General features: G+C 63.9%; 11 protein-coding genes. 7 read left to right on the forward strand and 4 right to left on the reverse strand.

Annotated features, from left to right (window positions below; translation table 11 throughout):
• The first annotated feature begins 12 nt into the window (after positions 1 to 12).
• The 5 genes from AC56K1_RS15905 (at position 13) to AC56K1_RS15925 (ending at position 3,197) form a co-directional block, all read left to right on the forward strand.
• Entirely contained in the window at positions 13 to 642 is a 630-nt protein-coding gene (locus AC56K1_RS15905; RefSeq protein WP_497158890.1) for a septation protein A, read from the forward strand.
• Positions 639 to 920, forward strand: coding sequence for a BolA family protein (locus AC56K1_RS15910; RefSeq protein ID WP_497158772.1), 282 nt, complete (start codon positions 639 to 641; stop codon positions 918 to 920). Before AC56K1_RS15905 ends, AC56K1_RS15910 begins: the two co-directional genes overlap by 4 nt.
• Positions 921 to 1,069: 149 nt before the next feature.
• Positions 1,070 to 1,849, forward strand: a complete 780-nt coding sequence (locus tag AC56K1_RS15915; protein ID WP_497158773.1) for a peptidylprolyl isomerase — start codon at positions 1,070 to 1,072, stop codon at positions 1,847 to 1,849.
• An 82-nt stretch (positions 1,850 to 1,931) separates the two neighbouring features.
• On the forward strand, positions 1,932 to 2,708 hold the full coding sequence (locus AC56K1_RS15920; RefSeq protein WP_497158774.1) for a peptidylprolyl isomerase: 777 nt from the start codon (positions 1,932 to 1,934) through the stop codon (positions 2,706 to 2,708).
• A gap of 156 nt (positions 2,709 to 2,864) precedes the next feature.
• Positions 2,865 to 3,197, forward strand: a complete 333-nt coding sequence (locus tag AC56K1_RS15925; protein WP_497158775.1) for a hypothetical protein — start codon at positions 2,865 to 2,867, stop codon at positions 3,195 to 3,197.
• Positions 3,198 to 3,341: 144 nt separating this feature from the next.
• Here AC56K1_RS15925 and purL read toward each other — a convergent pair whose 3' ends face one another.
• On the reverse strand, positions 3,342 to 7,373 hold the full coding sequence (purL, locus tag AC56K1_RS15930; RefSeq protein WP_497158776.1) for a phosphoribosylformylglycinamidine synthase: 4,032 nt from the start codon (positions 7,371 to 7,373) through the stop codon (positions 3,342 to 3,344).
• Positions 7,374 to 7,586: 213 nt separating this feature from the next.
• Between purL and AC56K1_RS15935 the strand changes: the two genes are divergently transcribed.
• Positions 7,587 to 9,215 (forward strand): tetratricopeptide repeat protein, encoded by a 1,629-nt coding sequence (locus AC56K1_RS15935; RefSeq protein ID WP_497158777.1) that lies wholly within the window; start codon positions 7,587 to 7,589, stop codon positions 9,213 to 9,215.
• Positions 9,216 to 9,290: 75 nt separating this feature from the next.
• On the opposite strand, the gene AC56K1_RS15940 is transcribed toward AC56K1_RS15935, so the two are convergent.
• Positions 9,291 to 12,872 (reverse strand): M1 family aminopeptidase, encoded by a 3,582-nt coding sequence (locus AC56K1_RS15940; RefSeq protein WP_497158778.1) that lies wholly within the window; start codon positions 12,870 to 12,872, stop codon positions 9,291 to 9,293.
• Between the two features lie 9 nt (positions 12,873 to 12,881).
• Entirely contained in the window at positions 12,882 to 13,805 is a 924-nt protein-coding gene (locus AC56K1_RS15945; protein WP_497158779.1) for an ABC transporter ATP-binding protein, read from the reverse strand.
• 263 nt (positions 13,806 to 14,068) lie between these two features.
• Between AC56K1_RS15945 and AC56K1_RS15950 the strand changes: the two genes are divergently transcribed.
• Positions 14,069 to 15,316: a GNAT family N-acetyltransferase gene (locus AC56K1_RS15950; RefSeq protein ID WP_497158780.1), complete on the forward strand. Its 1,248-nt coding sequence runs from the start codon at positions 14,069 to 14,071 to the stop codon at positions 15,314 to 15,316.
• On the opposite strand, the gene AC56K1_RS15955 is transcribed toward AC56K1_RS15950, so the two are convergent.
• A complete protein-coding gene (locus AC56K1_RS15955) occupies positions 15,279 to 18,926 on the reverse strand; it encodes a hydantoinase B/oxoprolinase family protein (RefSeq protein ID WP_497158781.1) in 3,648 nt (1,215 codons plus the stop codon). The two genes, AC56K1_RS15950 and AC56K1_RS15955, sit on opposite strands and share 38 nt — an antisense overlap.
• Between the last annotated feature and the right edge of the window lie 21 nt (positions 18,927 to 18,947).

Below are 18,947 nucleotides of genomic sequence, written 5' to 3' on the forward strand. Positions count from 1 at the left end.
GGCCCTTTCATGATCAAGTTTTTGTTCGACATGCTGCCCGTGATCCTGTTTTTCGGGATGTACAAGTATGGCGAAAGCAACCAGGACTGGGCCCACGGCCTGGTCACCGACCACCTCGGCTTTCTGATCTCGGGCGGCGCGGTGCCGGCCTCGCAGTCGCCGATCCTGCTGGCCACCTTCGTCACGATCCTGGCGACGGTGCTGCAGATCGTGTACCTCCTGGTGCGCCGGCGCAAGGTCGATGGCATGCTGTGGCTGTCGCTGGGCGTGGTGGTGATTGCGGGCGGCGCCACCATCTACTTCCACGACGACACCTTTATCAAGTGGAAACCGACCATCCTGTACTGGGCCTTCGGCGCCGCCCTGCTGTTCACCCACCTGGTTTACCGCAAGAACCTGATGCGCTCGGCGCTCGGGGGCGCCATGACCCTGCCCGAAGCGGTCTGGAACCGCGTGCTCTACGCCTGGGTGGCCTTCTTTACGGTGCTGGGCTTGCTGAACTTGCTGATGGCCTTCGTTGTCTTCCGTAGCGACACCGGCGCCTGGGTCAGCTTCAAGCTGTTCGGCATCACCGGCATCCTGTTCGCCTTCATCGTCATTCAATCGTTAATGCTGTCTAAACATATTCAGGAGGATGCATGACTGATCTAACCCGTACCGAACGCCTGCGCGAGCGCCTGCAGGCTGAGCTGGCCCCGACCCTTCTCGAGATCACCGACGACTCGCACCTGCACGCCGGCCATGCCGGCGCGGCCTCGGGCGGCAGCCATTACAGCGTGAAAATCGCCTCCGAAAAGTTCACAGGCCTTACGCTGGTCATGCGCCATCGTCTTGTGTATGATGCCGTTCACGAAATGATTAACAAGGCGGAGATCCATGCGCTGGCCATCACGGCCATCACACCGGCTGAAGCCGGCTGAAACCGGCCCTTTCGGGGCAGCTCTTCAGTCAGCTTTAAGAAAACTCGCCGACAATCTTTCGCGTAAGGCGAAGTAGAAGACGTACACAACACGAAGTAAAAGAACTGAGCAATCTCGTCCAAGCAACTCTCCCCACAGGAATTCCAGAAATGACTTTGAAGCCAGCACGCCTGCTGTTAGCCCTGATCGCCGTTGTCGCGGCGCCTGCCTTTGCGCAGAACCTCGCCGTGGTCAACGGCCAGCCGATCCCGTCGTCGCGCGTCGACGCGGTGGTCAAGCAGGTGGTCGCCGCCGGCCAGGGCCAGGATTCGCCGCAACTGCGCGAAGTGATCAAGCGCGACCTGATCTCGCGCGAAGTCCTGATGCAGGAAGCCATCAAGCAAGGCTACGACAAGAAGCCGGAAGTCAAGGCAGCGCTGGACAATGCGCGCCAGGCGATCGTCGTCAACCAGCTGGCCCGCGACTACATCACCAAGAACCCGGTTACCGACGCCGACATCAAGGCCGAATACGACCGCTTCACCAAGCAGACCGGCGACAAGGAATACCACGTCCGCCACATCCTGCTCGAGACCGAAGCCGAAGCCAAGGCCGTGATCGCCAAGATCAAGGGCGGCGCCAAGTTCGAAGAGCTGGCCAAGGGATCCAAGGACACCGGCACCGCCAACAATGGCGGCGACCTGGACTGGGCAGCCCCTGCTTCCTTCCCGCCAGAATTCGCAGCCGGCTTCACCGGCCTGCAAAAAGGCGGCGTCACCGAGAACCCGGTGAAGACCGCCAACGGCTTCCACGTCATCAAGCTCGACGACACCCGCGCCGCCAAGCTGCCGACCCTGGAAGAAGTCAAGCCGCAGATCGCCGACGCCATGGCCCAGAAGAAGCTCGAAGAGTACAAAGAGCAAATGGTCAAAAAGGCAAAGGTGCAGTAATATGTGTTACCGCCGGTGAGAAATTCACCGGTTTTTTTGCCGCCTGCGGCGAACTTTTTCGTGTTTAGATAGGACCTCAACAATGATTTTGAAGCCAGCCCGCCTGTTGTTAGCCATGATCGCATTGGTTGCCGCGCCTGCGTTCGCGCAAAACGTTGCAACCGTCAATGGCAAACCCATCCCGGCGGCCAAGGTTGACCAGATGGTCAAGCAAGTCGTCGCCCAAGGTCGCGCCACCGATTCGCCGCAGCTGCGCGACGCGATCAAGAAAGACTTGATCGGCCGCGAAGTCCTGATCCAGGAAGCCGACAAGCAAGGCGTCGGCGGCCGTGCCGACGTGAAGGCGGCGATCGACAACGCGCGCCAGAGCATCATCATCAACGCAATGCTCGCCGACTACGTCAAGAAGAACCCGATCAAGGATGCCGAGATCAAGGCCGAGTACGACAAGTACAAGTCCCAGGTCGGCGACAAGGAATACCGCGCGCGCCACATCCTGGTGACCACCGAAGACGAAGCCAAGGCCATCATCACCAAGCTCAAGGGCGGCGCCAAGTTCGAAGAGCTGGCCAAGCAGTCGAAAGACGGTTCGGCAGCCAACGGCGGCGACCTGGACTGGGCAAGCCCGGCCAACTACGTGCCTGAATTCTCGAAAGCCATGGTCGCCCTGCAAAAAGGCGCCATCACCGAGACCCCGGTCAAGACCCAGTACGGCTTCCACGTGATCAAGCTGGAAGACACCCGTAACGCCAAGGTGCCGGCACTGGAAGAAGTCAAGCAGCAGGTGGCGGAACAACTGCAACAGCGTCAGCTGGCCCAGTACCGCGAAAGCCTGGTGAAGAAGGCCAAGATCCAGTAATCCTGGTCTGGCTGGACGAAGAAGCGCTCCCGAGGGAGCGCTTTTTTATTGGGCGCGCCGCGTGCGCAGCGTCCTACTCCGCAGCGCTCGGTGTTCCTATTGCGGCGGCACCGCGAAGGATTAGGATAGCTCCTACTGTCACTTATTCGGGAGCTTATGATGGCCAATGAAAACGTGGATCCGTCCGGCAACACGCGCGACGACGAACGCAACCGCGCCGATGCGCTGTCTCCTCCCCCGGGGGCGGGCGGCGGGGATATCCGGCATACCAATTTCCCGCATGCGCCGGCCGAGGGCAATGTCGGCCCGGCCGGCGCGCCGCAGACCAGCCGGGGCAGTGCCGGGAAACCGGCGACCGGGGGTGGCGGGAGTGGGCAGGATAATACCGGCGCGGCCGGCGGGCTGGACAATGCGGGCGCGGGGGCTGGTGCGGCGCCTGGTACGCCCAAGGGGAATGGTTCGAAGGATGAGCCGATTTGGGGGAGTTGAGGTACTCGGCTGCGCTACGAAATTAAGTTCCGGCAAAGGCCGGAACCTAAGTTCGCCAGTGCCGCCACGTACGTAGGCACCCAATCACCAGCCGTAATGACCCGAAAAAAAAGCGCCTCCGAAGAGGCGCTCCTGCTTGCGGGCTTAGCCCACCCACTTCCGCGCATTGCGGAACATGCGCATCCACGGCGATTCATCCTGCCAGGCATCCGGCGCCCACGAATGCACGACAGTGCGGAATACGCGCTCGGCGTGCGGCATCATCGCGGTGAAGCGGCCGTCCTCGGTCGTGACGGCAGTCAGGCCGCCCGGCGAGCCGTTCGGATTGAACGGATAGGTCTCGGTTGCCTGCCCGCGGTTGTCGACATAGCGCAGCGACTTGATCGCGGCATTGACGTCGCCGGTCAGCGAGAAGTCGGCAAATCCTTCGCCGTGCGCGATCGCGATCGGCGCCTGGGTGCCTGCCATGCCCTGGAAGAAGATCGACGGCGAGTCCAGCACTTCGACCATGCCGAAGCGCGCTTCGAACTGCTCGGACTTGTTGCGGGTGAACTTCGGCCAGGCATGCGCGCCCGGGATGATCGATTTCAGGTTGCTCAGCATCTGGCAGCCGTTGCACACGCCCAGGCCGAAGGTGTCCTGGCGGGCGAAGAAGCCGGCAAAGGCGTCCGCCAGCTGCGGGTTGAACAGGATGGTCTTGGCCCAGCCCTCGCCCGCGCCCAGCACGTCGCCATACGAGAAGCCGCCGACGGCGATCACGCCCTGGAAGTCGTCGAGCTTGGCGCGGCCGGCGATCAGGTCGCTCATGTGCACGTCGATCGCGGCAAAGCCTGCCTGGTGCATCGCCCAGGCGGTTTCGATATGCGAGTTCACGCCTTGCTCGCGCAGGATCGCCACGCGCGGGCGTACGCCCGTTGCGATGAAGGGCGCGGCCACGTTCTCTGTCAGATCGAAGGTGATCTTCGGCGACATGCCCGGATCGCTTTCGTCGAGCAGGCGGTCGAATTCCTGGTCGGCGCAGTCCGGGTTGTCGCGCAGGCGCGCGATGCGCCAGCTGGTCTCGCTCCACAGGCGGTGCAGGTCCGCGCGCTTGCGGTTGTAGATCACCTTGGCGTCGCGCGTGAACTCGATCGCGCCGCGGTCGTTGAGTTTGCCGATGATGTGGCTGCAGGCGCCCAGGCCCTGCTCGCGCAGCACGGCCATCACGGCCTGCTTGTCCTCCGCGCGAACCTGGACCACGGCGCCCAGTTCTTCATTGAACAGCGCGCGCAGGGTCAGCTCGTTGCGGCGCTCGGCCACCTGGCCGGCCCAGTTCTTGGCATCGCCCCAGTCGGCGCCATGCCCGTCTTCCATCGCCAGGATGTCGAGGTTGACCGACACGCCGGCGCGGCCGGCAAAGGCCATCTCGACCAGGGTGGTATACAGCCCGCCGTCCGAGCGGTCGTGGTAGGCCAGCAGCTTGCCCTCGCGGTTGAGCTGCTGGATGGCGACGAAGAACGCTTTCAGGTCTTGCGGCGCATCGAGGTCCGGCACGCTGTCGCCCAGCTGCTGCGTCACTTGCGCGAGCGCAGAGGCGCCCAGGCGGTTCTTGCCGCGACCCAGGTCGACAAGGATCAGGGCGGTCTCGCCCAAATCCGTACGCAGTTGCGGGGTGAGCGAGCGGCGCACATCCGCCACGGGTGCGAACGAGGACACGATCAGCGACACCGGCGAAATCACGGCCTTGTTCGCGCCATCGTCGTTCCAGGTGGTGCGCATCGACAGCGAGTCCTTCCCGACCGGGATCGACACGCCCAGGGCCGGGCACAATTCCATGCCGACGGCCTTCACGGTGTCGAACAGCGCGGCGTCCTGGCCCGGCTGGCCGCAGGCCGCCATCCAGTTGGCCGACAGCTTGATGTCGGAGATGTCGTTGATCGCGGCAGCGGCGATGTTGGTGATCGCCTCGCCCACGGCCATGCGGCCCGAGGCGGCGGCGTTGATCACGGCCAGCGGGGTGCGCTCGCCCATCGCCATCGCTTCGCCCACGAAGCCTTCGAAGGACATCGCGGTGACCGCGCAGTCGGCCACCGGCACCTGCCACGGGCCGACCATCTGGTCGCGTACCGTCATGGCGCCGACTGTGCGGTCACCGATCGTGATCAGGAAGGATTTGTCGGCGACGGTTGGCAGCAGCAGCACGCGGCGTGCGGCTTCCTCGAGCTCGATGCCGGTCAGGTCGACCGCCGGGAAGCTGTAAGTGACGTGTTCGACCTCGCGCAGCATTTTCGGTGGCTTGCCGAGCAAGACGTCCATCGGCATGTCGACCGGCGACGCGCCTTGCGACTCCTGGTCGATCACGCGCAACTGGCGTTCTTCGGTGGCGGTGCCCACGACCGCATATGGACAGCGCTCGCGCTCGCACAGCGATGCAAATTTATCAAGGTCCACTGGCGCAATCGCCAATACATATCTCTCCTGAGACTCGTTTGACCAAATTTCTTTCGGCGCCATTCCGCTCTCTTCGAGCGGTACCTTGCGCAGGTCGAACAATGCGCCGCGCTTGGCGTCGTTGACGATTTCAGGAAAGGCGTTCGACAGGCCACCGGCGCCCACGTCGTGGATCGAGATGATCGGGTTGTCCTCGCCCATCTGCCAGCAGCCGTTGATGACTTCCTGGGCGCGGCGCTCCATCTCCGGGTTACCGCGCTGGACCGAATCGAAGTCCAGGTCGGCGGTATTGGTGCCGGTCGCCATCGACGAGGCGGCCGAACCGCCCATGCCGATGCGCATGCCCGGGCCGCCCAGCTGCACCAGCAGGCTGCCGACCGGGATCTCGTCCTTGTGGGTGTGCGCGCTGGAGATGCTGCCGATGCCGCCCGCGATCATGATCGGTTTGTGGTAGCCGTACACGGAACCGGCTGCGCCGACGTTCTGCTCATAGGTGCGGAAATAGCCGCCCAGGACTGGACGGCCGAATTCGTTGCTGAAAGCGGCGCCGCCCAAAGGGCCGTCGGTCATGATCTGCAGCGCCGAGGCGATGCGTTCCGGCTTGCCGTAGACGGCGTCAAGGCGGCCCGCATCGCCACCAGTGACATCGGAGGCGTTTTCCCACGGGCGCCGGGCGTCCGGCAGGTAGAGGTTCGAGACCGTGAAGCCGGTCAGGCCGGCCTTGGGCTTGGCGCCGCGGCCGGTCGCGCCTTCGTCGCGGATCTCGCCGCCGGCGCCGGTGGAGGCGCCCGGGAACGGGGAAATCGCGGTCGGGTGGTTGTGGGTCTCGACCTTCATCAGGATGTGGGTCAGGTCCGTGGCCGGGGCATATTCCTGCCCGGGGCCGCGCGGGAAGAAGCGCGTCACGCTGGCGCCTTCGATGATCGAGGAGTTGTCGCTATAGGCGACCACGGTGCCGCGCGGGTTGAGCTGGTGGGTGTTCTTGATCATGCCGAACAGCGAGCGGTCCTGCTTGACCCCGTCGATGATCCAGTCGGCGTTGAAGATCTTGTGGCGGCAATGCTCGCTGTTGGCCTGGGCGAACATCATCAGCTCGACGTCGGTCGGGTTGCGCGCGGCGCGGGTAAACGCTTCGTTCAGGTAGTCGATTTCATCCATCGACATCGCCAGACCCAGCTCGGTGTTCGCGCGCAGCAGCGCGTCAACACCCTGCCCCAGCACGTCGATGGTTTCCAGCGGCTTGCCTTCCAGCTCGTCGAACAGGCGCGAAGCCTGGTCGGCGGAGCGCAACACGGTCTCGGTCATGCGGTCGTGCAGGAGCGCTGCGACTTGCGCGAGCTGGTCGTCCGCCAGCTTCTTCGGGGCGCCGATGCCGGTGCCGAGCAAACCGCCCTTGAGCACCACCGTGTAGCCGACGCCGCGCTCCATGCGGTGCACATGCGCCATGCCGCAGTTGTGCGCGATGTCGGTGGCCTTCGAGGCCCACGGCGAGATCGTGCCCAGGCGCGGGATCACGAAGAATTCCTCGGTCACGCCTTCGTACAAAGTCTGTGCCGCCGGTTCGCCATAGGTGAGCATGGCGGTGAGGCGCTCGGTATCGGCGATGGTCAGCGGTGCGCTGGCGTCGATGAAGTGGAAGAAGCGGGCCTGGACTGCAGCAATCGATGGGGCGACGGCTTGGAGTTGCGACAGGAGGCGTTGGCTACGGAAGGCGGACAGGGCATTAGAACCCGGCAGAATCAACATGGCTGAGAAGTCGGTTGATGCAGCGTCGCTGCTTGGGTGGAAGATAGCCCGTTATTATACAGTGTTGCAATGCAGCGTTGCATTCCCGGCAGCGCCGACCTTGTAGTACGGACATTTCTTGATCCTTCTGGAACTTATCGGTATTGTAACGGGTACATAATTACAGAAGGTGCGCCGCCACTCGCGCGCGCCCAACGGGGAGCGAGAGCGAAGATGCAAGAGAATGCAAACTTGTCGGTGCTGGTGGTCGACCCAAATCCTGGCATGCGCGCCAGCCTGCAGAACATGCTGAACCAGGCCGGCATCACCAAGGTCGAATCCGCGGTCACTGCCAGCACGGCGATCAAGCAGCTGGGAAAACGCAGCTTCGACGTGATCCTGTGCGAATACGACCTCGATGGCCCCGGGGGCGACGGCCAGGACGGCCAGCAGCTGCTGGAAGACCTGCGCCACCACCGCCTGATCACCGCCTCGACCATCTTCATCATGCTCACCTCCGAGGGCGTCTACGGCAAGGTGGTCAGCGCGGCCGAACTGACGCCGACCGACTACGTCCTCAAGCCCTTCACCGTGGACATGCTCAGCGGCCGCATCAAGCGCGCGCTCGAACGCCGCACCGCCCTGCTCCCGGTCTGGCGGCTGGCCGCGCAAGGCAAGCCGGTAGAGGCGATCCGCGCCTGCGGCACCGCGGCCCTGGCGAATCCGCGCTACGCGCTCGACTTCCTGCGCCTGAAGGCCGAGCTGCACGTCTCGGTGGGCGAACACCTCGAAGCCGGCGCGCTCTACCGCGACGTGCTGGCCGAGCGCCCGCTGGGCTGGGCCGGCCTGGGACTGGCCCGCACCATGGTCGCGCAAGGCCAGTTCGACGAGGCGCGCGAGACGCTCGAGCACCTCGTGCAAGGCAATCCCCGCCTGATGGGCGCCTACGACCTGCTGGCGCGCTGCCACGAGCAGCTGGGAGCCACCGGCGAAGCACAGAAGATTCTGGAAGAAGCGGTGTCGATCTCGCCGCACATGGTGCGCCGTCTGCGCAAGCTCGGCGAAGTCGCGCTCGAAAACGGGGACGCAGAAGCGGCCGAGAAATCCTTCAAGCAGGTGGTGACCAAGGCGCGCTATTCGGAATTCCGCGATCCGGAAGACCACGTCAACCTGGTCAAGGCCATGGTCACGCGCGGCGACGTGCAAGGCGCCGGCGGCGTGATCCGCGACCTCGAGCGCTCGCTACGCGGCAGCACCAACCTGGATGCCTGCAAGGCCTATTCGAGCGCCCTGCTGCACGAAAAAATGGGCAATGTCAGCGCCGCCGTGGCCGAGCTGCAGATGGCGGTGAGCGCCACGCGCGCCAGCAGCGGGCTGTCGTCGAACCTGAAGATCGGCCTGGCCCAGGCCTGCCTCGAGCACCAGATGGACGAACAGGCGTCGAGCGTGATGATGACCGTGATGCATGACGCCTCGAGCCCGGTGACGGTGGACCAGGCAATCGGCGTGTTCGTGCGCGCCGGCCGCCCCGACCTCGCCGACGGCATGGGCCAGCAGCTGCGCGCCCAGGCTCAGATCCTGCTGGGCGTGGCCGACGAGAAGCGCAACATGGGCGACGTGCGCGGCGCCGTGCAGACCTTGATGGAAGCCCTGCATATGGCGCCCGGCAACCAGCAGGTGATGGTGGCGGTCGCCGGCGGCATCCTGCGCCAGGTGAACGAGCTGGGATGGGACCACGCCTTGAGCGAAGTCGCTGCCGAACAGATCGACCGCTTGCGCGCACTCGATGCGAACCACCCGCGGCTGGCGGCGCTGGTGGAGGAATTCCAGCAGGCCAGGCGCAAGTACGGTATTTCGGGCTAACCCGCGGTTCATCGGCGCCTGCTTTGCCCAATGCCGCTGCAGCGCCGAACCGGTGCAGCGGCGGCAGCAGGCCAATCAGTCGATACTGACTTCCTTGCGGTTATCGCGCGAGACCCGGTCGATCATCTTGTTGTAGGGGTCGACGCCGACTTCGAACGGCTGCTCATTGAGCGTCACAGTGACCACAGGGTTGTCGCTCGAGAGCACGCGCTTCTCCAGCAGCAGCACGCGCTCGTCGGCTTCCTTGGCGCCCTTGGCGCGTGCAAAAATCCCGATTTCCACCGGCTCGTCGTAGGCACGAGGCGTTTCCTTGCCACGGCCGTCCGCTTCCATCTTCGCCAGGTGCAGCTTCATGGTCACGTCCCATTTGCCATCAGGGCGCTTTTTCGCTGTCGCATCGAGCACGCGGTTATCGTAGAAGACGATTTTCTCGAACAGGTCCGCGATCAGGGCGTGCTTGGATTGCGGCGCCTCGGCGCGAATATATTCCAGCAGTCCGGTGGACGTGGTGAACGGCGACTCCTGGTAACCCTTGTCCACCAAGAACCGCTTCAGGGCCCGGTTGAGCGCCTCTTCGCCGATCTCGTCGCGCAGGCGGTAGAACACCAGGCTGCCCTTGCGGTAGTGGACGTAGTCCTGGTTTTCCACCCGCGCCAGCGGCAGCTCCTCGATGCTCTCGCCACCGCGCGAACGCAGGTAGCGATCGAGCTCGTGGCGCAGGAAGCGGCGCATCTTGTCGCGGCCGTATTCCTTCTCCATCACCATCAGCGCCGAGTACTGCGACAGCGACTCGATCAGCATGCTCGCGCCCTGCACGTTGGCAGCCGTCACCTGGTGGCCCCACCACTGGTGCGCCACTTCGTGGGCGGTGACGTAGAAGACATAGTCGATGTCTTCCTTGTCGCGCAGGTCGGCGATGAAGCCGATCGATTCCGAGAAGGGGATCGTGCCCGCGAACGATTGGGCGAAGGCGCTGTAGTTCGGGAATTCCAGGATGCGCACCTGCTTGTGCTGGTAAGGCGTGAACCGGGTGCTGAAATAGTCCAGCGCCTTCTGGGTGCCCGCGATCATCCGGTCGACGTTGTAGGCGTGCTTGGGGTCGTGGTAGACCTCGATCGGGATGCCGTGCCAGGCGTCCTTTTTCACCTGCCAGTCGGCCGACAGGTAGGCGAAGAAAGGCATCATCTTCTGGTCCATCTTGTACTGGTAGTAGTTGCGGCCGTTGGCCTTCCACGACTTCTGCAGGTAGCCCGGCGCCAGGGCGATCTGGTCGCCACTGGTCGAGACGACCGTCTCGAAATTGATCCAGTCAGCATCCGCGCCGAACATCGAGTTGGCACGGGCGGCCTTGTCTTCCAGCTTGGCCATGCGTTCCGGCTCGCCCAGGCCGCGCTTGCGGCGCTCGTTGCGGTCGGTCAGCTCGAAGCCCGTCTGGTAGCCGATCATGGGGAAGAACTGGCGGTTGTTGAAGAAGGTCCCGATCAGGTTGATGGTATCGGGCGTGCCGCCATTCGAGAAGCCCGGACGGCGCACGTCCACGGTGAAATCGAGCGGCAGGCGCGCGCCCGGCTGCAGCGGCTGGGCCAGCTTCACGATCCTGAAGCCGGCCTCCCTGTCGTCGAGCTCGACCCGGTGCGCCGGAAGGCCCGACAGGGTGGTCACGACGTCGGAATTGAGCTGCAGGCGCAGGGTATCGAGCGCCTGGGCGGTCTTGTTTTCGAGGACGTAGCTGCCCTTGATCATCAAGCGGCGTTCTTCAGGATAGATATCCACGGCGGCGCGCACGTCGATGATCTTCGCATGCGGCAGGTCCTTGTACTTGCGGTAGGTTTTTTCGTACAGCGCCTGCTTGTCCATGCTCACGTCTCCGGCTTCGTAGCGCGCCAGCGTGTTCGTGTTGTGGAAGATCCATCCGCCCACGCCGGCGAAGGCGAGCAGGCACACCGCCAGCGCCGCGCCGGCAGGCCCCTTCAGGCGGCGGCCGGCTTCCCGCACGCGGCTGTGCCATTCGCTCGACGAACCACGCACCCAGAAAGCCTGGGCCACGATCAGCGCCGCCACCGTGAACAGGGTCCAGTACAAGGCAAACCAGGCCCAGCCCGCGATGAAGTGGCCGAAACCGTTCATGTCCGAATACGGCGTGCGCGGCAGGCCGGCGATGTTGTACAGGTTGTGATCGAGGTGCATGACGCCCGCCACCACCTGCCACACCATCAGCAGGATCATCAAGAGGTAGCCGATGAACTTGTTGTTCGTGACCACCTGCAGGACCACCGCGAACAGCCCCATGAAGACGTAAGGCAGGCCGGCGATCAGCACGCCCTTGAGGTAAACCAGCGGCTCGATGGGCGCGCCGCCCTTGACCAGCTGGATCGCGATCGCCGCAACGATCCCGGTGAGCAGGAAGGCCAGCACGACGCCCGCCAGGGCCAGGCTCTTGGCCGCCAGCGGCGCCCAGTCTGGCACCGGCATGGCGTCGTTGACGTCGGCGATCTTGACCTGGCGCTCCTTGAAGATCAATTCACCGGCATAGAAGGTCACGATGATGATGAGCAGGAAGTTGAAGCTGCCGTTGAGGAGCTCGACCATCAGGTGGCTCATCGGATACACGGTGGTGCCGAACATCTCGCCCATCTGCGAGGCGGCGCCGACCATGTTCAGCACACCGAACAGCAGCATGACCAGGAAAGGCACGCTCCTGAAGACGGCCAGGGCGTCGAACGTGAAGATGTGCCAGCACTGGACCCAGTGCGTGGCGCGCGTGAAGCGCGGCTCGATGCGCGGCAGGGCCGGTTGCGCTGCCGCCGGCGCGCCTGGCGCCTGCATCTTGGCCTTGCCGAACAGGCGCTTTCCGGTACCCGCGCGCTGCGGCTTGAACAGCACCAGCGTCAGGCCGAACAGCACGAGCGCGACCACGCCCCATAGGACCCGGTTGGCCAGCATGTAACCGGCGATGCCGGGCAGGCCGGCGTTGGCTTCGGCGGTAGAGAAATAGCGGGTGGCGCGGCCGAGTGCGCGGATGCCGAAGGGGTCGACCAGCACGGCCACCCACTCGTTGTTGATGTTCGACGTGAATTTGCCTGCCACGATCCACAGCACGAAGAAGGCCAGCACACCGACATAGACCAGCATGATCGAGCGCGTGGTGGACGCCAGCAGCATCAGAAGCGCGCCCACGAAGAACAGGTTGGGCACCACGATCACGCCCAGCGTCCACAGGTAGGCGCCGCCGGGGAATGGACCGACGCGCTGGGTGTCGACCCAGGGCATCAGGGGGCCGAGCATCATGCCCACCACGACCAGTGCGAAGATGACCAGGCAGGCCACCAGGCCGGCGGCGAAGCGGCCGACCAGGTAGTCGCGCTTTTTCATCGGGGTGGCGAACAGCATGTCGGAAATGCCGACTTCGCTGTCGCGCAGCACGGTGCCGGCGATGAAGATGGTGACGACGAACATCGACATCAGGCTGAAGACGCTGAGCAGCTGGGCGACCACCACCGGCGCATTGCGGTTCACGTTGCCGATACTGCCGCCGACGGTGATCGCATCGGTGGTGGAAGCGCCAAAGGCGAGCGCGCCGAACAGCAGCGCGCAGACCCACAGCAAGGGCTGGCGCAGCTGGGTACCCAGCTCGAAGCTGAAGAATTCTCTCAACATGGCCGCTCCTTACGCCGTCACGGGAACGCTGGCCGCCGGCGCCGCCGACTTGGCCGGCGCGCTGCGGCCGGCGTTGCGAATCTGGAGGAAGTAGACGTCTTCCAGGTCCGGCTCGACACTGCGGAAACCATCGTCGGGCTGCGATTCGGCATACACGTTGATCTGCGGCTGGCCCGCCACCAGGCGGGTGGACAGCACATTGAAGCGTTCCTGGTATTCGGCCAGTGCGTCCTGGCTGACCGTGCGGCGCCAGACCCGGTTCTTCAGCGTGTCGATCGCGGCCTGCGGCTCGCCCTGCAGCAGCACCGTGCCCTTGGCGATCATCGCCATGCGCGGGCACAGGTCCGTTACGTCCTCGACGATGTGGGTCGACAGGATCACGACCACCTGCTCGCCGATCTTGGCCAGCAGGTTGAGGAAGCGGTTGCGCTCATCCGGATCGAGGCCGGCGGTCGGCTCGTCGACGATCACCAGGCGTGGCGCGCCCAGCAGGGCCTGGGCGATGCCGAAGCGCTGGCGCATGCCGCCCGAATAGGTGCCCAGGCCGCGCTTGCGCGCTTCCCACAGGTTGGTCTGGTGCAGCAAGGATTCGACCGCTTCCTTGCGCTCGCCCTTGCTGCCGATGCCCTTGAGTACGGCGAAATGGTGCAGCAGCTTTTCGGCGCTGACTTTCGCATACACGCCGAAATCCTGCGGCAGGTAGCCGAGCTGGCGGCGCAGCGCTTCCTTTTCTTTCAGGACGTCGAGACCGTGGAAATGGATGCTGCCGCTATCGGGATCCTGCAGCGTGGCGATGGTGCGCATCAGCGAGGACTTGCCGGCGCCGTTCGGTCCGAGCAGGCCGAACATGCCGTTCGGGATCTCGAGACTGACATTGTTGATGGCCTTGACGCCATTGGCATAGGTCTTGTTGAGCTGCTTGATCGATAGCATCGGCTTGTTTCTCCAGGGTGTATAGATGGTTTTCTTCCTTGTCGCGCAGGGCGAACGGCGGGAGATTATTTCCTCTTGGCTAATGTATCGTTAATAAAACACAATGTCTGCATAATGTGACAGGCGGTGGAAAAGCGGGGCTGAACGACGAAAACCGCGGTATATGCAGGAGCCATGAAAAATTTATCGAGTAGATTGATCCATCGCAAACTGTTCTTAGCGGTGGCAAATAGACTCTTAACATCCAGCAAATCGCTAGCTAAATGGCCAGATCCTTGGCGGAAAATATGGGCTTACCTAGAGAAACAGAACATGAACCGTTTCTTGCCGCGCGGCTAGCGCGTGGCCAGACTCGAACGAAGTCCCCGGCCCTTTCCGAGACCTATGCCCTGCAGGTTTATGAGAACCAGATCCCACCATTCGCAGAACCTAATCTGGAAAAACTGTACGGGAGTATCTACTGCACGCTTGCGAGAATTCGCTTGTATGAGTCCATGGAAGGTATCAGCACATTTGTCGCAACAGCCGGAGACGACATACGCATCCTTATCCTGTTTCGCTGTTGTGGCGGCGCGGTCCAGGTCATCAACCAGCAAATACAATTAAGTGAAGACGAGATTGCTTGCTTTGCAAGTAAGATCTTTGCCATGTATCCGCGTGTAGGCAGGATCGACTTCTACGCATTGAACTGCACGATCCAATCGTCCGGATTCCACTATCCTTATCAACAGTTCCCGCAAATTGAAGAAAATGTCATCGCGTTCAGCGGTAGTAGCGACGACTATCTTCTCAAGCTCGGTCCGAAAACCCGGTCTGGAATACTGAGGTGCTCAAGAAAAACAATTGCTGACTATCCTTCCTACCGTTTCGAAGTGTTCCGTCAGGATCAAGTAACAACCGAACTCGTACGTGCTGTCGTGCGGCTGACCGAAATGAGGATGAAATTCAAGCATAAGTCACCCTACCTCAAGACCGACGCCATCGCCGCCCTGACGCAACTCGCACGCACGCACGGTTACATCAGTACCATCACGATCGACGACGAAATCTGCGCAGGCAACCTGTGCTTCACGGTTGGAGACAGGCATTTTGCCCAGGTGCTTGCGCATGATCCACGGTTTAACCAGTATTCGCTCGGGCACCAGATCAATCTGCAAAGCATTTCGTACTCCATTTCTCAGGGTGCGAGAGAAATATGGATGATGGGCGGGCGCAGTCAGGAAAAGGCGCGTTTCCTGGCGCGGCAGCGCTTTTTGAATAGCATCGTTATTTACCGGTCACCACTGGATGCAGTTCGCAATTGGCCGACGTTTCTCCGCATCGTATTCAACAAAACAGCGTTATCGGCAAGGCAGCGACTCCGGAAAAAATCGCTGGAGAACAACACTGGCGGACGGATGCTCGCCAGACTCGTTCGTCTGGCACGGCATGCGCGGTCCATAGCGGGACAGGTCACCCAATTTGGAAAGGCCTTCAGGGCGGCGCGCCAGGATGTGAACGATCCCGAATAGGCAGACCAGTCTGCGGTGTCCCATACCCACCACCACCCGGCGTTTCGATGACGAACACGTCGCCAGGCGCCATCCCCACCTTGCCGATATGCCCCAGCGTTTCCACGCTGCCGTCAGCGCGCAGCACCGTGTTGCGCCCGCGTTCGGCCGACTCGCCGCCCGCCATCCCGAAGGGCGCGTGAATTCGGTTGTTCGACAGGATCGCCGCCGTCATCGGCTCCAGGAAGCGGACCTTGCGCACGCCGCCATTGCCGCCATGCCAGCGCCCTGCTCCACCGGATCCGTGGCGAATCTCGTAGCTCTCCAGGCGCACCGGGAAGCGGAACTCGAGGATTTCAGGGTCGGTCAGGCGCGAATTGGTCATGTTGGTCTGCACGACGTCGGTGCCGTCGAAGCCCTCGCCTGCGCCGGAACCGCCCGAGATGGTCTCGTAATACTGGTAGCGCGCGTTCCCGAAGGTGAAGTTGTTCATGGTGCCCTGGCTGGCGGCCATGGCTCCGAGCGCGCCGTACAGCGCGTTGGTGATGCAAGTCGAGGTCTCGACATTGCCAGAGACGACCGAGGCCGGGTAATGCGGATTGAGCATCGAACCGGGCGGGATGATCACCTTGAGCGGCTTGAGGCAGCCGGCGTTGAGCGGTATCTCGTCATCGACCAGCGTGCGGAACACGTAGAGCACGGCCGCCATGCATACCGCCGACGGGGCATTGAAATTGTTCGGCAGCTGGCCTGAGGTGCCGGTGAAGTCGATCTCCGCGCTGCGGCTGTCGCGGTCCACGCGGATCGCCACCTCGATGCGCGCGCCATTGTCGAGGTCATAGCTGTAGCGGCCATCGCTCAGGGCCGAGATCACGCGCCGCACCGCCTCTTCCGCGTTGTCCTGCACGTGGCCCATGTAGGCGCGCACGACCTCTAACCCGAAATGCGCCACCATCTTGTGCAGCTCTTCGACGCCCTTCTGGTTGGCGGCCACCTGGGCGCGCAGGTCGGCCATGTTCTGGTCCGGATTGCGCGCCGGGTAGCGCGCGCCGGTGAGCAATTCGCGCGTCTCCTGCTCGCGCAGGATGCCGTCAGCGCCATCGACCAGCTTGAAATTGTCGATCAGGACGCCCTCCTGCTCGATGTGGGTCGAGTCCGGCGGCATCGAGCCCGGCGTGGTGCCGCCGATGTCCGCATGGTGGCCGCGCGAACCGACGTAGAACAGGATCTCCGCGCCCGATTCGTCGAACACGGGCGAGATTACGGTGACGTCCGGCAGGTGGGTGCCGCCGTTGTACGGATCGTTGAGCATGTAGACGTCGCCCGCGCGCATGCGCCCTAGATTCTCGCGCATCACCGTCTTGATGCTCTCGCCCATCGAGCCGAGGTGCACCGGCATGTGCGGCGCATTGGCCACCAGGTTGCCGCCGGCGTCGAAAATGGCGCAGCTGAAGTCCAGGCGCTCCTTGATGTTCACCGAGTAGGCCGTGTTCTGAAGGCGCAGACCCATCTGCTCGGCGATCGACATGAACAGGTTGTTGAAGATCTCGAGCATGACCGGATCGGCCGTGGTGCCGATAGCGCGCCGTTCGGGCAGCGCGTCCACGCGCGTTAAGACCAGGTGGTTGTGCGGCGTGCCCTGCGCCTGCCAGCCCGGCTCGACGACCGTGGTGGCATTGGCTTCGGCGATGATTGCCGGGCCGCGCACGATGTCGCCGGGCTTGACAGCCTCGCGCAGGAAGACGCCGGTATCGTGCCAGGCGCCGCAGCTGTACATCGGGACGGTCTCGTTGGGCGCGGGCCGCCCGCCACCGGAGCCCGCCACTGCTGCCGCTTCGAGCGGCGCGTCCGAACGCCCGATGGCTTCGACCGACACGGCCTCGACCACCAACCCGCGCGAAGGCATCAGGAAGGAATAGCGGCGCTTGTACAAGCCTTCGAAAGCGGTCTGCATGGCCTGCGCATCGGCAAACGGCACGACGATGGCCGAATCCGTGCCTTCATAGCGCAGGTGCACGCGCCGGACCAGTTCGATACGTTCGGCCGGCACGCCTTGTGCCAGTAGCTGGCCCCTGGCCGCTTCGCCCAACGCGTCCAGGCGCGCACCGAGGCTGTTGGCGCCGGCATCGGGCAGCCGCAGCTCGACCGCCTGCTCGCGCATCGCGGTCTGGTCGGCCAGACCCATGCCGTAGGCCGACAGCACGCCCGCCAGCGAATGAATGAATACTGTCTTCATGCCTAGCGCGTCGGCCACCAGGCAGGCGTGCTGGCCGCCGGCGCCGCCGAAGCTGGTCAGCGCGTATTCGGTCACGTCGTGGCCGCGCTGCACCGAGATCTGCTTGATGGCATTGGCCATGTTGCCGACCGCGATCTGGATGAAGCCCTCGGCCACCGCTTCCGGCGCCGGCCTGCTCTTGGCGCCGGCGGCGATCTCCTCGGCCATCGCCGCGAAGCCCGCGCGCACGGCCTCGACGTCCAGCGGCTCGTTACCGCGCGCGCCGAACAGCTGTGGGAAATGGCGGGGCTGGATTTTACCCAGCATGACATTACAGTCGGTGACGGCGAGCGGCCCGCCGCGGCGATAGCTGGCCGGGCCGGGGTTGGCGCCGGCGCTGTCCGGCCCCACGCGGTAGCGGGTGCCGTCGAAATGCAGGATCGAGCCGCCACCCGCGGCCACCGTGTGGATGCTCATCATCGGCGCGCGCATGCGCACGCCGGCCACTTGCGTCTCGAACACCCGCTCGAATTCGCCCGAGAAGTGGGACACGTCGGTCGAGGTGCCGCCCATGTCGAAACCGATCACGCGCTCGAAGCCGGCGAGCTGGCTGGCGCGCACCATGCCGACGATGCCCCCGGCAGGTCCGGACAGGATGCTGTCCTTGCCCTGGAAGGCGCGCGCGTCGGTGAGGCCGCCGTTCGATTGCATGAACTGCAGGTTCACGCCGGGCAGGTCAAAGGCCACCTGGTCGACGTAACGGCGCAGGATCGGCGACAGATACGCGTCCACCACGGTGGTGTCGCCGCGCGCGACCAGCTTCATCAGCGGGCTCACCTCATGCGACACCGACACCTGGCTGAAGCCGATCTCGCGCGCGATCCTGGCCACGGCCGCTTCGTGCTGCGTGTAGCGGTAGCCGTGCATGAAGACGATGGCGAGCGAGCGCAGCCCGTGGTCGTAGGCTGCCTGCAGCGCCGTGCGCGCGGAAAGCGCGTCGAGCGGCGTCACCACTTCACCGTGCGCACCCATGCGCTCGACGATCTCGATCACCTCGCCGTACAGCAGCTCGGGCAGCACGATGTGGCGGTCGAACAGGCGTGGGCGGTTCTGGTAGGCGATGCGCAGCGCGTCGCGGAAACCGCGCGTAATGGCGAGCACGGTCGGTTCGCCCTTGCGCTCGAGCAGCGCATTGGTGGCGACCGTGGTGCCCATCTTGACGGCGTCGATTTGTCCAGTCGGTACCGGCTCGCCCATGTTGACGCCCAGCAGGTGGCGGATTCCGGCAACCGCGGCGTCGCGGTACTGTTCGGGATTCTCGGACAGCAGCTTGTGCGTGACGAGCTGCCCGTCGGGCTTGCGCGCCACGATGTCGGTGAAGGTGCCGCCGCGGTCGATCCAGAACTGCCAGTCCATGTAAGTACTCCTGCCGATGCC

It is taken from the genome of Telluria sp. ZB4P37 (genome assembly GCF_059685855.1).